Here is a 15,700-nt window from a genome sequence, read left to right as displayed (position 1 = left end):
GCGACCTGTTCGTTCGGCACGCTAACCTGTCGGGATGAGCTCGGAATCGGACACGCACCTGGCCAGGGACCTGTCGGTGTCGGCGATGCGCCTGAATCGTCGGCTTCGTCTGCGGCACGCCAGCGACCGAATTCCTGTCGCTCAGTTGTCGATACTGACGACCATCTTTCGGGAGGGTCCGATGACGACGGGTGAGCTGGCCGTGCGTGAGCGGATCAAACCGCCGTCGGTGTCGAGGTCGTCGCATGCCCTGGTGGAGATGGGTTTGCTCGAGAGAGTGCCGCACGCGACCGATCGGAGACAGGTGGTTCTGACTCTCACCGACTCGGGTCGGGCCGTGGCGGACAGTGACGTCGCCGAGCGCGAGCGGGTACTCGCCGAGAGACTGGGTGAGCTCAGCGACGACGAGCGCACCACACTGGCGGAGGCGGCACGGATACTGACCGAAATCGTGGAGAAGAACGAGTAGGTAGTGGAAGTGGCGGCTATCGATCGTGCTGAACGGCCTCGTCGATCTCTTCGGTGTCCCAGCTCAGAGTCGATCCGAGCTCCTCGCTGTCCGCGCGCTGAGAGACCCGACCCAGCACGACGGCGACGATGAGAGCCATCGCCATCCAGATCGCCACGCCTATGAGTACCCCGGTCACACATCGTTTGTAGCACCTGGTCCTGAGAAATGACTGCGAAAGCGGCTATCGGATTGTTGCAATCCGGTCCTGGAGCGATAACCGATTGGGAACGAACCATATGTGTCGGCCCCGATTGGATTCGGCCACGAATGCGCGTAGCGGCTCGCTGACCTGGGTGTATGGCTGGATATCGCCTTCGATCACCAGCTGAATCCGGTAGTTCACTAGTTTCTGTACGAATTCACCGGCGAGGCGGGTGCTGAGATCGAAGAATTCCGGCATCAACCGCTGCACCGGCACTACGGCGACGCGCGCCTCGATGCCGAACGCATCGCCGACGATGTCCAGTGCGTCCTGTTCCGTTCCGATCGGGTCACCTGCAGCTGGTACGTAGAGAACGTTCACTTGGTTCCCTCGATGAACGTGTCGATCAAGCGCAGGACCTCGGCGACGTCGCCTGCACCGCCGAAGGCGACGATCTTCAGCGTCGACGTCGAGGTGTCGTATGCAGTGTCGATCCGAAGCCGCCGAGCGCTCGGCCCACGGCCGGTAGCAGCGGTCGAGAGAAACAGTGCGAGGCGCGACGCTGTCTGCTCGTCGATCGCGGTGGCGTCGACGATGCTGGTCACGCTGACGTCGACGTCCGGCGAGGGGGTGTCGCCTCCGGTCAGGGCAGCCAACCCGGCGGGGGTGATGCGGTACTGCTTGCCGATTCTGACGGCAGGCAAACGTCCGTCCTGGATGTAGTTGCGCACCGTTCGAACGTGAAGGCCCAGCAGTTCGGCGACCTGTTCGGCGGTGTAGAAGTCGTTCGCCACAATTCCCTAAACTACCCTATGAGGGCATTTCAGGTTAGTCTTCGGTAGTCGCACCGCTCCGTGTGAGCACCAGAGCACTTCCGACGACGCCGATCAGAGTCACCGCGATGGCAATCGACGACCACCCTTCGTTCTGCCAGTACACGTCCTCGAGTGTGATGAGAAGAGCTGCTTCGTCGACGATCAGCCCCAACGCAACGCCGAGTGCGATGCCCATCCAGGAGCGAGTTCTCGGGCTGCGGTCGACCAACCCGAAGATCGCGACCGCCGCCAGCAGGAGAATTCCCCACAGATAGTGGTGCAGGTGAACCCCGCCGGCACTGAGATCGCCGACGCCGCGGGTGTCGATCTGGATCAACCACGTGACCAGCCTGGCCCCGCCGAAGGTGATGGTGAAGGCCAACCACGCGAGGACAATTCCGCGGCGCGCGGGATCGATTTGTCTCAGCCGACGGGGAAACCGGATCCGAGCGGGTTTCTTGTCAGACACTGGTGTTCTCCGAGAGCATCCATCGATCATTGCAGACGCGGTACGTACCGCTCGGCCGCGGCCCGAAAACGACTGCCCGACGCGCATTCCGCGGCCACGTACTGCACGTCGCTCTCGTGATCGACGTCCCGCAGGACAGTCAGCGGTCGCACGCGGGCTCCCAGCTTCTCCAGGGCGGTGCGAGTCGCGGCTCCGGTGGTGGGTGTGGACATCGGGACGTCTCGCAGTGACTGTGCAAGAGCAGCATTCGGCAGTCCCAGTGCCCACCATCCGCCGTCCTCGGCGAGTCCGAGCACCGACTGTTCCGGTTCCGTCAGGTGTATCGCCGACGCGTCGAGCAGTTCTGCGGTGACCTGCGGGGTGTCCATCCCGATCTGGAAGACAGGGGTGCCCGACGCGTCCTCGTGTGCATGGATCAGGCGCTCGGCGAACCCGTCGCCGCGCTGCCTCACCACGGTGTACGACGCCAGTGCTGCCTCCAATTCGTCTCGGCGGCTTGCTTTGTCGAGGTCGCCGGTGATGGCGACGACGCGGTGATCGAAGTCGGCGGCGGACACGGCGTCGAGGGTGTCGAGCAGTGCGGCGGCGGCGATGTCGGCGGCGGCGGCGTTGCCGAGGGTTGCGGCGAGCCTTGTCTTGGCCAATCCGGGGACGGGGGATTTAGCGACGACCAGGGCGGTGACCTTCATGACAACACCTTCCAGAAGTCCAGTGTGGCAACGATCGTCCCCTTGATCGAGCCGGATACCTTGGATTTACCGGCGGTTCGCGGATTGTAGGAGACGTCCAGTTCGCGGACGGTCAGCCCGGCCTTGGATGCGAGCACCAGCAGTTGCAGGGGGTATCCCGATCGTCGGTCCGTCACGTTCAGGTCCAGCAGTGTCCGTCGGCGTATCGCCCGCACCGCGCCCAGGTCGTGCACAGGTAGCGAGTACTTGGTTCGCAGTCGGAGGGAGAGAACGGCATTCCCTAGCCGTGCGTGCAGCGGGGAGTGACCGGACTGTCGGCGCCCGACGACCAGGTCGACGGTGTCCAGTGCGCGCACCAGCGGAGGGAGGTCCTGCGGATCCATCGACCCGTCTCCGTCCATCACGCAGACGATGTCGGTCGTTGCTGCGAGTACTCCTGCGTGCACAGCAGATCCGTATCCGGGAACCGATTCGTGTACCACGGTGGCGCCGTGTGCTTTCGCGACGTCCGCGGTGCCGTCGGTGGAGTTGTTGTCGACGACGAGCGCGGTGTATCCGTCGGGAATCCGTGCCAGCACGCCAGGGAGTGATCCTGCTTCGTTCATGCACGGAAGGACGACCGTCACGTCAGACACGGGGTGCACCGGTGCCTTCCGCGTCGCGAAGGGGTGCCGTCGCGAACTCTCGGAGACCCTGTTCCGGGGATATCGCCGCGACGAATCCGAGCGTCCGCCTCGCTTTTTCAGGGCTGGCGACGATGTGTCGTACGTCGCCGGGGCGGTACTGGCCGGTGATCTCGGGAGCAGGGCCGTGACAGGCGTCGGACAGCGTCGAGGCTACTTCCCCGATGGTGATCGGGTGACCGGACGAGACGTTCAGGGCAGTGAATCCCGGTAATGCGGCGTCGATGGCTGCGGTGTTCGCGGCGGCGATGTCGCTGACGTGTACGAAGTCTCGCGCCTGGTGCCCGTCCTCGTAGACCTGGGGAGCCTTGCCGGCTTCGAGCGAGGACCTGAACATGGCGGCGACACCGGAGTACGGGGTGTTTCTCGGCATGTGAGGCCCGTACACGTTGTGGTACCGCAGTGCGGTCACCGAGCCCCCGGTGGCGAGCGACCAGGCAAGGGCGTAGTTCTCCTGGGCTACCTTGCTCGCTGCGTAGGTACTCCTCGGCCGCAGCTCCGCGTCTTCCTCCACCAGAGTCCAGTCCAGAACCTCGCCGGTGGCGGGGTCGGTGTTCTCGAAGATGCCGTCGGCCAACCTCGTACGGGGGCCCGGCATCACGAGGTCGCCGGCGGCGTTGCGATATTTTCCTTCGCCGTACACGACCATCGACGATGCCAACACCAGCCGGGTGCAGCCGGTTTCCGCCATGGCTGCAAGCAGAACAGCGGTCCCGAAATCGTTGTGGCTGGCGTAGGCAGGCGCGTCGGCGGAGTTCACGCCTGCGCCGACGACGGCAGCCTGGTGACACACGACGTCGACGCCCGTCAGAAGCTCGACCAGTGCAGCATGATCGCGTACGTCGACTCGGGTGATGTCTCTCCCGGATTCGCCGCTGCTGGTGTCACCGCTGCCGTATTCACCGCTCCCGTGTTCACCGCTGTGGCCGTGAGCCGAGGCGAGCATCGCGTCGATGGCGACGACGTCGTGATTCGGCTCGAGTGCCGATCGGATGTGTCCGCCGATGAATCCGGCTGCGCCGGTGAGAAGTACGCGCGTCATGGCAGCTCGATCGGGAGGGTAACGCCGTCGTGCACCCGGCAGGACTCGCACGGCCCCATCAGCGCGGCACCGATAGCGCTGCGCACCAGGGCTTTCAACGGCTCGATGTTCTTCTGAAATTCCGCGAAGACATCGACGGCTCTGACACCCTGCCCGGTTTCGATTCCTGCATCGAGGTCGGTGACGAGGGCGATCGGGGTGTAGCAGAGCTCCAACTCCCGGGCGAGCACGGCTTCGGGATGGCCGGTCATGTTGACCAGGGTCCACCCCTGCCGAGCGAACCACTGGCTTTCGGCGCGGGTGGAGAAGCGAGGGCCTTCGACGACCACCATGGTGCCGCCGTCGACCACACCGTCCTGCAGTGCTGCGGCGCGGAGGTCACCGCAGTAGGGATCGGCGAACTCCACGTGTACTCCGCCGCGGTCGAAGTAGGTCTGCGCTCGCCCGCTCGTGCGGTCCACCAGCTGGTCCGGCACCACCACGGTTCCCGGCCCGAACTCGGGAACGAGGCTGCCGACGGCGCACGGTGCGAAAATCCGACTGACGCCGAGCATTCGCAGTGCCCACATGTTCGCCCGATACGGCAGTGTGTGGGGCGAATACTCGTGGTTCGCTCCGTGACGAGGCAGAAATGCGACCGGTCGACCGTCGACGTCGCCGACGGTGATGGGGCCGCTGGGCGCTCCGTACGGGGTCTCCATCTCGATGCTCTCGGCGTCGGGACCGAAGAACGAGTAGAAGCCGCTGCCGCCGATGACGGCGATGTCCGCTCGTTGTCGTGAACTCATGGTGTCATTCTCTTCTATGCTTCAGGGCGACGCTGTATCGCACGAGAAATGGGTGGACGTTATCCGATACTGGAGAGAAGCTCTGGCAGGCGGACTTGCCGCCGTGCTGGTCGCGGTGGCGTTCGTCGTACCGTACCTGGGAAACGAACTGATCACCCCGATCATCAATCGCACCCCTCAGCAGGTTCGTGATTTTGCCGACGCGGCACCACTTTTCGGCTTCCGTGAACCTCACTACGGGTGGGGCACCCCGGTCGCGATTCTGCTGGCGATCGCCGGTGTTCTGTGGGGACCGGAGATCGCGCGACGTCTGCCGTGGCGTCGGCTGCTGTTGGTGGTGTGGGGATCGTTGGCGGCGTGGACGATGTCGCTGGCGATGATCGACGGATGGCGTAGGGGATTTGTCGACCGGCTCGCGTCCACCGACGAGTATCTGCACGAGGTACCCGGCATCACCGACATCCCGGAGACGCTGAGAGGCTTCTCCGATCGCATTCTGGACTACCAGGTCGATTCCTGGACGACCCACGTCTCCGGTCACCCACCGGGCGCTCTGCTGACGTTCGTGTGGCTCGACCGCCTCGGGCTGAGCGGTGGAGCGTGGGCGGCGTCGCTGTGTGTCCTGGTCGGAACCAGCGCTGCAGTAGCGGTTCTGGTGACCGTCCGTGCCGTGGGTGACGAGAACATGGCCCGTCGGGCAGCGCCCTTCGTGGTGCTCGCGCCCGCTGCAATCTGGGTCGCGGTGTCCGCGGACGCCTTCTACATGGGCGTCGTTGCCTGGGGTATCGCGTTGTTGGCGATATCGACACGGAAGAACTCGAACTACCTCTGGCCCGCATCCGTGGCCGCTGGTGTACTGCTCGGCTTCGGCATCTACCTCAACTACGGATTGGTCTTGATGGGCCTGCCCGCGGTGGCTGTTCTGATTGCGGCGCGCACGGCCTGGCCGCTCCTCGGAGCGGTGGCGGGTGCACTCGTCGTCACGGCTGTGTTCACGGTCTACGGATTCTGGTGGTTCGACGGTTACGAGCTGGTCCAGGAGCGCTACTACCAGGGCATCGCGACGGATCGTCCGTTCGCGTACTGGGGTTGGGCGAACTTCGCGGCGTTGTTCTGTGCACTGGGCCTGGCTGTTCCGGCTGCGTTGCCCCGCATCTTCACACGGCTGCAGCCGATCAACCTGCTTGTCCTCGCCGGCCTCGCGGCGGTGGTGATGGCCGACTTGAGTCAGCTGAGCAAAGCCGAGACCGAACGCATCTGGCTTCCGTTCGCGATGTGGATGCTGCTGGCCCCCGCTGTTCTGCCGCAGCGTTCGCACAAGTTCTGGTTGGCACTGCAAGTGATCGCCGCACTCGCGATCAATCATCTGCTGTTCACGAATTGGTGATCGGCCAGGCTCATACGCGCGAAGTACCGTCCGTGCACGGGTGCGACGTCGACGACGGTGAGGCCCGCTGCGTGCGCGAGGTCGGCCGTCGCGTCGACGCTGACCCGGGCCCACGCGAACCACTCGCCGACTGTCGTGTCGGTTTCCCACCGAACGGATTGCTCGATCACGTGATTCGATCCAGGCGCATCGACTTCGGCTATGACCGTGCCGTCGGGTCGGATCAATTCGGCGGCGCGGCGCAGCAGGCGCACCGGGTCTCCGCCGATGCCGATGTTCCCGTCGGCGAGAAGCACGGACGCCCATCGTCCTGCGTCGGGTAGTGCGTCGAACAGGTCGCGTAGAACGGCGCGGCCACCGCGGCCGACGGTGAGGTCGACGGCCTTTTTCGAGGTGTCCACTCCGAGGGAGGAGACGCCGCGACGTACGAGGCTTTCGGTGAGGCGGCCGGGCCCGCACCCGAGATCGAGTGTCGGTCCGATGCAGTGCCGCAACATTTCGTGATCGGCTGCGACGTCCTCCTGGCTCGCCGCAGCGCCGCCCATCCATCGTGCGGTCGGTAGTGCTGTGCGTGAACCATCGGAGTACCCCATCCAACAGGGGAGCCCTGATGCGGCGCGGCCGAACATCTCGTCCGCAGTGACTGTCATGGTTTTCTCCTGTTTCGTGCACTACGTGATGTTGCGATCCGGACGGTGTAGAGGACCGCGCTGACCCCGAACAGTGCGGCGGTCAGCAGCAGCCATCGGACGAGGTACGGCTCCTGGGTCAGGCCCGTCGCGGTCCGGTAGGTGTCAGCGCCTTGTTCGATGATTCCGGGGAAGAACAGTGCGAAGCTGAGGGCCGCACCGAGCGCGGGTATTCGAATGTGGTTCAGGACCGGCACACTCGGTCCGATCAGACGTGACAATGTCCGCAGTGCGCGGTCGACAGCCGAATAGAGCGGCACCAGAACGAGGTCGTGGAGCACGACGGCGCCCGCGAACCACACGGCGATGGATTGCCACCACACATCGCGGTTCCAGAAGGTTGCGATGCCGGCCACGTGGACGACATAACCGATGAGGGCGAACACGAAACCCATGAGCAGCAGGTGCGTTGGTCCTGCGCCGTACAGACGTTTCATGTGCCGGCCCGGAACTCGATGCTCGCCACCCATTTGGTGTTGTGGACGCCAGGCATGGCGGGGACGATGATGCGTGCCGGATAGCCGTGATCCAGCGAGAGGTCGGCACCGTTGACCTTCAGCGCCAGGAGCGAGTCGGGGTGAAGCGACTGATTGGATTGCAGGGTCGCCCGACTGAACGGCCCGTTCGTCTCCAGTGAGACGACCTGAGTCGAGGCGATGTTGTCGGCACCTGCTGCGGCGGCGAGGTCACGGAGTCGAACTCCGGTCCAGGTCTGCACCGTCGACCATCCTTCGACGCAGGCAATCGGAAGTTCGGCGGTGTGCTGCTCCATGCTCAGCAGTTGATCCCTGCTCAATGTCAGTGGCGTGCTGCCGCCGGAGACCTCGAGCCGCCAGTCCGTACCGGTGTTGTCGGTGCCGATTCCCGCGGCGACGGCTGTGCGGTTGATCTGGAAGTCATTGGGTCCGTCTCCGTAGGATCGGCCGCGAGGCAGGAGAATTGCTGCGTTCCGGAGAAATCCGCCGGTCGTCTGACCTACGGTGAGCGCGGCGACGAACACTGCGCCTCCTCCGACGAGTGCAAGTGCCCCGCGGCGGCTGATCGTCGGTTCGTGGGGGTCCTCGGCGATCAGTTCGGACTCGCCGGTCTCTTGTTGTGTCTGTTTGTCTTCGAGCACCTGCATCAGGGATCGGGAGCGCAGCGCCGTCACCATCGTGGGGATCTTGATGATGGCGTGGCTGACGAATCCGGCGATGAACACCCATGCGCCCCAGTAATGCGCAGTGTAGAAGCTGAAGCCGAAGATGTAGTCGTACTGGATGTTGAGGACGCCCGTGACGGTTTCGAAGATGATGCCGCCGACGAGAGCGATCAGCGAAAGGCGCTCCAGCGCAGAGGCGATCGAGCGAACCGGAGGGACCGTGAACAATTTCGGTATGACGGACCACAGTTTGGCGAGGACGACGGGTACGAGCACCAACCCGAGGCCGACGTGCAGCCCCTGCGTGAGTCGGTAGAGCCAGGACGGGTCGGTAGGCCAGTCGAACTGGGGGAGACGAAGAAAGCCGACGTCGGCGGGGATCGCCTGACCGAACTGCGGGCCGTAGGCCATGTAGGACAGCAGTCCTGTGACAATGACGATGGGCAGGCCGAGCAGCAGTACTGCGCCGAAGACGGACGTCAGCCACGGCCCCCGCAGTGGGCTACGGAACGTCGGAGGGGTGGGGCGACGACGCCGAACGCGCGAGGCCACCTGGAGCGGTGATCTCGCGCGTTCGGGTTCGGTCATTACGCAGTGGCGATGGTGATGGTGGCAACGCCCACGAGCAGGCCGGGGGTGACAGCATCGGTCTGGAAGGTGTCGTTGAGCAGGCCGGCAGCCGTCTCCGAGATCTTGACCTGCGTGCCCTGCAGGATCGCGGTGTTGTCGGGACCGGTTGCCAACGGGTTCAGAGTGCGGCCGTCGAGGTCGAAGATGACTGCATCTTCTGCAGCGACCTCACCATTGACGGACACGTTGCCGGTGAGCAGCGAGGTGCCTGGGTCGATGTCGAAGTCGGTCAGTTCGACGACGGTGTCGCCTGCGGTGAGCGACAGGCCGCTTCCGTCGTGCATGATTTCACCCTGAACGTAGGGGTCGACCGTGCCGGGCTCCCAGTACTTCACGTCTCCGCCGGTGATCGGGAAGCTGATGGAACCGTCTGCGAGAGTTGCGGTTCCGATGACACCGGGGGTGAGGCCGAGGGTGGTGAGGGCGCCGGTGAAGCCTGGGTCCAGGAGGACTGCGGTGCTGACGCCGTTCGAGAGGTCGTCGACCTCTGCCACGGGCTCTGGTGTCGACTCGGTGGTCTCGGCGGCGGCCGACGACGTGGTTTCCGCGGTGGACGAGGAATCGTCGGACGAGCATGCGGCGAGAGGTACGAGAGTGAGTGCGCCAATTGCAGTGGCGGCCATGACTTTACGGATGGAGGTCATTGTGTGTCTACCTTTCGTGCTCATGTCTTGAGCGTTGTCTGTAATTCGCCACCGGGTCGGTACCGGATGGGTGAGGTCTTCGACCATTTGCGAAACAGAGGCGATTTGGGCACGGGAGATCTGCGAATCCTGTGCGTCACGACTCTGTCCGCCGCTGCCGAACCGTTCCTATGGCTTTGGTACACAAAGGCTCTCACGTCCAAGACGTCTTGTGTGACCAGAATGTCCGAATCGATCACTCGTAGTGGGGCCGTGTCCTGTTCGACACCCCTCTGTTACCGATCTGTTATCCAAAGGCCCGAAACAGGAGGTTATCCGACGGTCCGGTTTTTTCCGACCTACACGATCAGGGGTGTTCAGCCGCGCAGAATCATGTCCGACGCTTTTTCGCCGATCACGACGCTGGGTGCGTGCGTGTGGCCGCGGATGATGGTGGGCATGATCGACGCGTCCGCCACGCGGAGGTTGTCCACGCCGCGCACTCGGAGGTCGGGCGCGACGACGCTGGAGGCATCGTTACCCATCCGGCAGGTGCTGGTGGGGTGGTAGAGCGTGTGCGCATTCTGCTCGAGCGCCTCGGACAGGAGGTCGCCTGCGTTGCGTGGTCGTACCACGTCACCGAGCTGACCTTTCAGGGCCGGTTGGGACGCGATCTCGTTGCATACGCGCAGTCCCTCCAGCATGGCTGCGCGGTCGGCGCCGTCACCGTCGCTGAGGTACCGCGGATCGATGATCGGCTTCGCGAACGGGTCGGCAGTGCGCAGCGTGATCTCTCCGCGGCTGCGCGGACGGAGCAGGACGGAGCCGATGACGGCGGCGTGGGCGTCGGGTGCGATCAGGCCTTCGTCGAAGAACGGGGCGGGGGCGTAGATCAGCTCGACGTCGGGCAGAGCGAGGTCGTCTCTGCTCTTGATGAAACCGTAGGCCTCGGCGACGTTCGACGTCAGCATTCCGCGCCTGCGAATCAGGTAGTTGAGAAGTTCGGGGATCTTCTCGGCGAAGAACAAGGAATCGCTGTCGACGCTCCAGCCGATGAGCGCTGCGAGGTGGTCGGTGAGGTTACGGCCCACCTCGGGGGCGTGATGTTGGACGGTGATGCCCAGGTTCTGCAGAACCGTACGGTCGCCGATTCCGGAGAGCATCAGCAGGTGCGGGCTGTTGATCGCGCCACCGGCGAGTACCACCTCCCGCGCTGCTCGGACCGTCTTGGTGTGGCCACTGGACACGTACTCGACGCCGACCGCAGCCGAACCGTCGAACACGATCCTGGTGGCCTGCGCCTCGGTCAGGACGGTGAGATTCTTCCGTGTGCGAATCGGCGCCAGGTAGGCGTCCGCTGTGCTCCAGCGGGCTCCGCGCTTCTGGTTGACCATGGTCTGCGAGAAACCCTTGGGCTCGGGCAGATTCGGCGGTTCCACCGGATAACCTGCCTGTTCGACGGCCTCGAGGAACTTGGCGGTGAGCGCGCGCGGGCTTCGCTGGTGCGAGACGATCAACGGCCCGGTCGTGCCGGCGTCGAGTGCCGTCGTTCCTTCGATGGACTCGATCTTGCGGAAGTACGGGACGATCTTCTCGAAGGACCACGACGAGTCCGACAGCGATGCCCACTCGTCGTAGTCGGCGGCGAAACCGCGAACCCACATCATGGCGTTCATCGACGAGGATCCACCGAGCATCTTGCCTCGTGGCCAGAAGATGCTGCGGCCCTTGAGCTCCGGTTGCGGCTCGGAGTCGTAGTCCCAATCGACCTCGCTGCGGAACAGCTTGGAGAAGGCTGCGGGGATGTGCGCGAACTTGTTCTTGTCCTCCGGCCCTGCTTCGAGCAGGACGACAGTGTTCCGCGGGTCTGCGCTGAGCCGGTTCGCGAGCACCGCGCCCGAGGAACCTGCGCCGACCACGACGTAATCTGCAACCAGTGACATTCGTTTCCCCTCTTCGCAGCGCCCGAGGGAAAGGTAGCAGTCGCGACGCCCGCTGCGACCGCTTTTCGGTCGGGTGGGGGCGTCCGGGCGGGTGATGCGTCGAATTCCCCCGGATGGGGTAGTCCGGCGGCATGACGCACCGAAAAGGCACGACCGTGCAGTGGAACTGGGGACAGGGCACTGCCGAGGGCAAGATCGTCGAAGTGCACACCGACAAGGTGACCAGAAAGATCTCGGGTAGCGAGATCACCAGGAACGGGACCGAGAAGACGCCCGCCTACCTGATCGAACAGTCCGACGGGCAGCGTGTGCTCAAGCTCGACAGTGAGGTCGACACACCCTAGGGTCGTCGTCCATGATCGCTACGCGAGCGAGCCTCGGCACGGACGTCCGCGCCCTGGGGATCCGTGACGGCGACGCCGTGATGGTGCATGCCGCGTGTGGACGCGTCGGGACGATCCTCGGTGGCCCCGACGCACTGGTCGATGCGGTTCTGGACATCGTGGGACCGTCGGGAACCGTTCTCTCGTATCAGGACTGGGAGTTGGGTCTCGACATCTGGGGCGCCGACGGCACGGTTGCGGCCGACATTCGGCCGCATGTCCCGCCGTTCGATCCTTCGACCGCGCGGGCGGCGCGAGACCACGGGATACTCGCGTCGACGATCGGTACCAGGCCGGGAGTCCTCCGGAGCGCGAACCCGGGTGCCTCGGTCGCCGCGCTGGGTGCGAGGGCCGACGAGTTCACGCGTGATCACCCGTTGGACGACGGATACGGCGAGGGCACGCCGTTCGCCCGTCTGGTCCGGGCCGGTGGCAGGGTGTTGATGGTGGGTGCGCCGCTGGACACGATGACGTTGCTGCATCACGCGGAGGCGTTGGCGGATGTCCCGGCCAAGCGCCGGGTCAGGCGTGAGTACCCGTTTCTGGGTCCGGACGGCGAGACCGTCTGGCGATGGTCCGAGGAGTTCGACACGTCCGATCCCGTGATTGCGGGCCTGGACGACGATTACTTCGCGACGGTGGTCCGGGAGTTTCTTGCGACCGGAGCCGGAGCTCGTGGGCTGGTGGGGCTCGCGGAGAGCGTGGTCGTCGACGCCGGACCCATCACGGCGTTCGGGATCGAGTGGCTGGAACGTCACGCGGCGCGGTGAGTGCGGGATCGGTGTCGCCGCCGATCATCCGGCGATCATCCGGCGGGCGGCGCGTTGCTGGCGATCACCACGTCCAGAACACCGGCACCGATCGGAACCGGTGCGCACGGCGGGACGATTCCGGCCCCGGGGTCGAGGGCGCCGAGAACGAGGGCGATGGTCGTCGGGTCGTAAGTGAACGTGAAGTGTGCGACGTTGTTCTGTGGGCACACGTCCTGGACGACGATGTTGCGGGCGTCCGGATCACGAAGCAGCGCATTGGTGTACGGCTGGATGACCTCGTCGACGTCGGTGGCGATGCTGGTGTATTCGACGCCAGGGGCGGTGTCACCGCCTTCGTTGAGGTCCTGGAGGAATGTCGAGCCTTCCATCAGTTGGACCAAGGCGGGCCCGAACTCGCTGGACACCAGTCGCGTGGCGCTCGGCACGGCCTGGATCGCCGGTGACACTCCGTAGACGGTTCCACCGTAGGCGGGGGACGCGATGCCGATCCACTTGTCGACGACGTCCGCGCCGCCGAGGCGGTTGGTGAAGTATCGGGTGACTGCCGCGCCCTGCGAGTATCCGACCAGATCGACCTGCTCGGCGCCGGTTGTGGACAGAACTCCGTCGGTGAAGTCCTTCAGCTGCGCGGCGCTACCGCGAATGTCGGTGTAGCCGAAGCTGGTTCCGTCCGGGGAGGCGCCGTAGTTCAGTCCGTAGACGCAGTAGCCGACCGATGCCAGCGCGGGCGACAGTGCGGCCCAATCCGCGTACACCGACGCGTCGGTGCCATGGACCAGGATGACCGGATTCGGATGCTCTGCGGACGGGACGCAGTCCACCGGGTTCATGCCGGGAGGCACCGAATCTGGGTGGTTGGCGGCGTACGCGATCGCGGCGGCATGAGTGCTCTGGGCCGGCCCCGGTACGTCCGGCGCGTTCGGCGGCGCCGCATGAGCGACGCCGAACGCGGCGAACAGGAGCAGAACGGTGGCGGTCGACGTAGTCGAGAATCGGTAGCTCACACAGCACCTCGGGTTGTGGGTTCCCCTCGACCCTATGCCGATGTGCTGTGCGATGTACCAATGAAACGTGTTTGTTTTGTTGACGTATCACAGTCGAATCAATTGATCCGACTTGCCTTGACCCAGTCGATGCTCATGGTTTGCGGAAACGGAGTCGAGGCGGGGGCTTTGCCTACCCAGTCGTTGCCGACTGCCACGTTGAAGAGGACGTAGTGGGGCCATGCACCGGAGAACGGCTTCCAGTTGCCCCCTTTGGCTTCGTAGTCGCCCTTCGTCACGGTGAATTTCTGGACACCGTCCACGAACCAGGTGATTCGGTCAGGGAACCAGTCGACCCGATAGGTGTGGAAGCCGTCGGAAATCGGGCTCATTCCGCTGCCGGTCTTGATGTCCGTGTTGGAGTTGTTTCGCGCCGGGCCGTGCAGGTTGAAAGAGGGGCCGTTTGTGCCGGGAATTTCTACGACGTCTATTTCTCCCTGCCGCGGCCAATTGTATTCATTACCCGGTTCGAGGCCGAGTAACCAGAAAGCAGGTAGTAATCCGGCCGCGCGAGGCATCTTTATGGACGCTTCCAGGCGAACTGGCGGGGTTACGGATTGTTTTCCGAAGCTCACGACACGAGCGCTGGTGAAGTTGTTCGGCGCGGGTTTGCGGTCCGGAGTCGTCTCCCTCCTGGCCGTGATGTTCAGCGAGCCGCCCGCGACCGACGCATTGCTGGTCGAGTTGGTGTAGTACTGCTGTTCACCCGAAGTTGCTCCCCACCTGCCGGTTTGGAAACCCCACTTTCCAGGATCGACGGCGCCGGACCCGTTGAACTGGTCCTCCCAGAGCACCGTCGTCTGCCCGCCGCTCGGTGGTGGAGTAGCCGTGGTTACCGGAGGAGGGGCCGTCGTCGTGGGCGGTGGCGCCGTGGTGGTCGGAGGTTTCGGAAACACCGTCGGTCGCGGGTAGGTGGGAAACGGATATGTATAAGGCGCCGCAATCAGGATCGGGGCCATTACGAGAGCGAACCACTTCATTTCGGGTCCTTCGTATCAATTGTCGAGGGGTAACAAAAGCACGAGGGATGTCTAACACAATGCAGCCTGCTTGCTGCACTGGAAAGCGAAATATGAATATTTGTTCTCGATGCAAGGGTCGATTCCGCCGAATTAACGGTCGGATTCTCGAATTCCATCCTCGAGGACCGTGTTTCGGTCTGTTTGTCGATCGGAAGAACTCGGAAGGACGAAGGGAGCCGGTGACGGGAATCGAACCCGCCTCTCAACCTTGGGAAGGTCGCGTTCTACCAATGAACTACACCGGCACGGCGGACGTCGAGGCTGTCCGCGCCGAGCAACTCTAGCAGTCGGGTGTCGTGTGGGTGGTCAGCGGGAACGGTGTGCCGCCGGAGCGATAGCCTGCACTGTGCTGCTTTCCGATCGCGACATCCGCGCTGAAGTGTCCACCGGCAACCTCGGTATCGAGCCTTTCGATTCTGCGATGGTGCAGCCGTCGAGCGTCGACGTTCGGTTGGACAAGCTGTTCCGGGTGTTCAACAACACTCGCTACACGCACATCGATCCGTCGAAGCAGCAGGACGAGTTGACGACGCTCGTCGAGCCTGCGGACGGCGAGCCGTTCGTGCTCCATCCGGGCGAGTTCGTGCTCGGGTCGACGCTCGAGCTGACGACACTGCCGGATTACCTGGCGGGTCGCCTCGAGGGCAAGAGTTCCCTGGGCAGGTTGGGTTTGCTGACGCATTCGACCGCAGGCTTCATCGATCCGGGTTTCAGCGGGCACATCACGTTGGAACTGTCCAACGTGGCGAATCTTCCGATCACGTTGTGGCCGGGGATGAAGATCGGGCAGCTGTGTCTGTTCCGGTTGTCGAGCCCGTCGGAGAATCCGTACGGCAGTGCGGCGGTCGGATCGAAGTATCAGGGCCAGCGGGGGCCGACCCCGTCGAAGGCGTACCTCAACTTCGTTCAATCGCCTGTCGACTGAAC

General features: G+C 64.2%; 20 protein-coding genes and 1 tRNA gene. 5 read left to right on the top strand and 16 right to left on the bottom strand.

The window, feature by feature from the left end; all coding sequences use genetic code 11:
• Positions 1-34: 34 nt before the first annotated feature.
• Entirely contained in the window at positions 35-469 is a 435-nt protein-coding gene (locus tag CH293_RS07965; protein ID WP_037111978.1) for a MarR family transcriptional regulator, read from the top strand.
• A 16-nt stretch (positions 470-485) separates the two neighbouring features.
• Here the strand turns inward: CH293_RS07965 and CH293_RS28155 are convergent, their stop codons facing one another.
• Genes CH293_RS28155 through CH293_RS07930 form a run of 8 tightly spaced genes read right to left on the bottom strand, consistent with a single transcriptional unit; the run spans position 486 to position 5,139 of the window.
• A complete protein-coding gene (locus CH293_RS28155) occupies positions 486-647 on the bottom strand; it encodes a hypothetical protein (protein ID WP_170945183.1) in 162 nt (53 codons plus the stop codon).
• Between the two features lie 45 nt (positions 648-692).
• Positions 693-1,034 (bottom strand): DUF4180 domain-containing protein, encoded by a 342-nt coding sequence (locus CH293_RS07960; protein ID WP_094719901.1) that lies wholly within the window; start codon positions 1,032-1,034, stop codon positions 693-695.
• On the bottom strand, positions 1,031-1,447 hold the full coding sequence (locus CH293_RS07955; RefSeq protein WP_094719900.1) for a helix-turn-helix domain-containing protein: 417 nt from the start codon (positions 1,445-1,447) through the stop codon (positions 1,031-1,033). Before CH293_RS07955 ends, CH293_RS07960 begins: the two co-directional genes overlap by 4 nt.
• A 34-nt stretch (positions 1,448-1,481) precedes the next feature.
• Positions 1,482-1,967 (bottom strand): hypothetical protein, encoded by a 486-nt coding sequence (locus CH293_RS07950; RefSeq protein WP_176459943.1) that lies wholly within the window; start codon positions 1,965-1,967, stop codon positions 1,482-1,484.
• Positions 1,964-2,626: a DUF2064 domain-containing protein gene (locus CH293_RS07945; RefSeq protein WP_094719898.1), complete on the bottom strand. Its 663-nt coding sequence runs from the start codon at positions 2,624-2,626 to the stop codon at positions 1,964-1,966. The genes CH293_RS07950 and CH293_RS07945 overlap by 4 nt, the downstream gene beginning before the upstream one ends.
• On the bottom strand, positions 2,623-3,270 hold the full coding sequence (locus CH293_RS07940; protein ID WP_037111968.1) for a glycosyltransferase family 2 protein: 648 nt from the start codon (positions 3,268-3,270) through the stop codon (positions 2,623-2,625). The genes CH293_RS07945 and CH293_RS07940 overlap by 4 nt, the downstream gene beginning before the upstream one ends.
• Positions 3,254-4,351: an NAD(P)-dependent oxidoreductase gene (locus CH293_RS07935; protein ID WP_094719897.1), complete on the bottom strand. Its 1,098-nt coding sequence runs from the start codon at positions 4,349-4,351 to the stop codon at positions 3,254-3,256. The genes CH293_RS07940 and CH293_RS07935 overlap by 17 nt, the downstream gene beginning before the upstream one ends.
• Positions 4,348-5,139, bottom strand: a complete 792-nt coding sequence (locus tag CH293_RS07930) for an S-methyl-5'-thioadenosine phosphorylase (RefSeq protein ID WP_037111963.1) — start codon at positions 5,137-5,139, stop codon at positions 4,348-4,350. Before CH293_RS07930 ends, CH293_RS07935 begins: the two co-directional genes overlap by 4 nt.
• Positions 5,140-5,155: 16 nt before the next feature.
• Here CH293_RS07930 and CH293_RS07925 point away from each other — a divergent pair, with 16 nt between their 5' ends.
• Entirely contained in the window at positions 5,156-6,526 is a 1,371-nt protein-coding gene (locus tag CH293_RS07925; protein ID WP_094719896.1) for a hypothetical protein, read from the top strand.
• Here the strand turns inward: CH293_RS07925 and CH293_RS07920 are convergent.
• From CH293_RS07920 to CH293_RS07900, 5 genes are all read right to left on the bottom strand, one after another.
• Entirely contained in the window at positions 6,502-7,176 is a 675-nt protein-coding gene (locus CH293_RS07920) for a methyltransferase domain-containing protein (RefSeq protein ID WP_037111958.1), read from the bottom strand. The genes CH293_RS07925 and CH293_RS07920 overlap by 25 nt on opposite strands.
• Positions 7,173-7,652, bottom strand: coding sequence for a hypothetical protein (locus CH293_RS07915; protein WP_037111956.1), 480 nt, complete (start codon positions 7,650-7,652; stop codon positions 7,173-7,175). Before CH293_RS07915 ends, CH293_RS07920 begins: the two co-directional genes overlap by 4 nt.
• Positions 7,649-8,944 (bottom strand): molybdopterin-dependent oxidoreductase, encoded by a 1,296-nt coding sequence (locus tag CH293_RS07910; protein WP_094653347.1) that lies wholly within the window; start codon positions 8,942-8,944, stop codon positions 7,649-7,651. The genes CH293_RS07915 and CH293_RS07910 overlap by 4 nt, the downstream gene beginning before the upstream one ends.
• Positions 8,944-9,630 (bottom strand): hypothetical protein, encoded by a 687-nt coding sequence (locus CH293_RS07905; protein ID WP_020110506.1) that lies wholly within the window; start codon positions 9,628-9,630, stop codon positions 8,944-8,946. The genes CH293_RS07910 and CH293_RS07905 overlap by 1 nt, the downstream gene beginning before the upstream one ends.
• A gap of 356 nt (positions 9,631-9,986) precedes the next feature.
• A complete protein-coding gene (locus CH293_RS07900; RefSeq protein ID WP_094719895.1) occupies positions 9,987-11,552 on the bottom strand; it encodes a GMC family oxidoreductase in 1,566 nt (521 codons plus the stop codon).
• A 131-nt stretch (positions 11,553-11,683) separates the two neighbouring features.
• On the opposite strand from CH293_RS07900, the gene CH293_RS07895 reads away from it, so the two are divergent.
• On the top strand, positions 11,684-11,896 hold the full coding sequence (locus CH293_RS07895; protein WP_019665609.1) for a DUF2945 domain-containing protein: 213 nt from the start codon (positions 11,684-11,686) through the stop codon (positions 11,894-11,896).
• Positions 11,897-11,907: 11 nt separating this feature from the next.
• On the top strand, positions 11,908-12,705 hold the full coding sequence (gene aac(3) / locus CH293_RS07890; RefSeq protein WP_094719894.1) for an aminoglycoside 3-N-acetyltransferase: 798 nt from the start codon (positions 11,908-11,910) through the stop codon (positions 12,703-12,705).
• Between the two features lie 35 nt (positions 12,706-12,740).
• Here aac(3) and CH293_RS07885 read toward each other — a convergent pair whose 3' ends face one another.
• The 3 genes from CH293_RS07885 to CH293_RS07875 form a co-directional block, all read right to left on the bottom strand.
• The gene (locus CH293_RS07885; RefSeq protein ID WP_094719893.1) at positions 12,741-13,712 is read right to left on the bottom strand and encodes a triacylglycerol lipase; all 972 of its coding nucleotides are present in this window, start codon (positions 13,710-13,712) and stop codon (positions 12,741-12,743) included.
• A 98-nt stretch (positions 13,713-13,810) separates the two neighbouring features.
• A complete protein-coding gene (locus tag CH293_RS07880) occupies positions 13,811-14,545 on the bottom strand; it encodes a glycoside hydrolase family 16 protein (protein WP_094653346.1) in 735 nt (244 codons plus the stop codon).
• Between the two features lie 402 nt (positions 14,546-14,947).
• Positions 14,948-15,018: transfer RNA gene (locus CH293_RS07875), tRNA-Gly, on the bottom strand.
• 101 nt (positions 15,019-15,119) lie between these two features.
• On the opposite strand from CH293_RS07875, the gene dcd reads away from it, so the two are divergent.
• Complete coding sequence (gene dcd, locus CH293_RS07870) at positions 15,120-15,698, top strand: dCTP deaminase (RefSeq protein ID WP_019665613.1); 579 nt, start codon at positions 15,120-15,122, stop codon at positions 15,696-15,698.
• Positions 15,699-15,700 lie beyond the last annotated feature (2 nt).

Source organism: Rhodococcus sp. 14-2470-1b (assembly GCF_002259415.1).
Taxonomy (GTDB): Bacteria; Actinomycetota; Actinomycetes; order Mycobacteriales; family Mycobacteriaceae; genus Rhodococcoides.
This window is presented reverse-complemented; position numbering and strand designations above follow the sequence as displayed.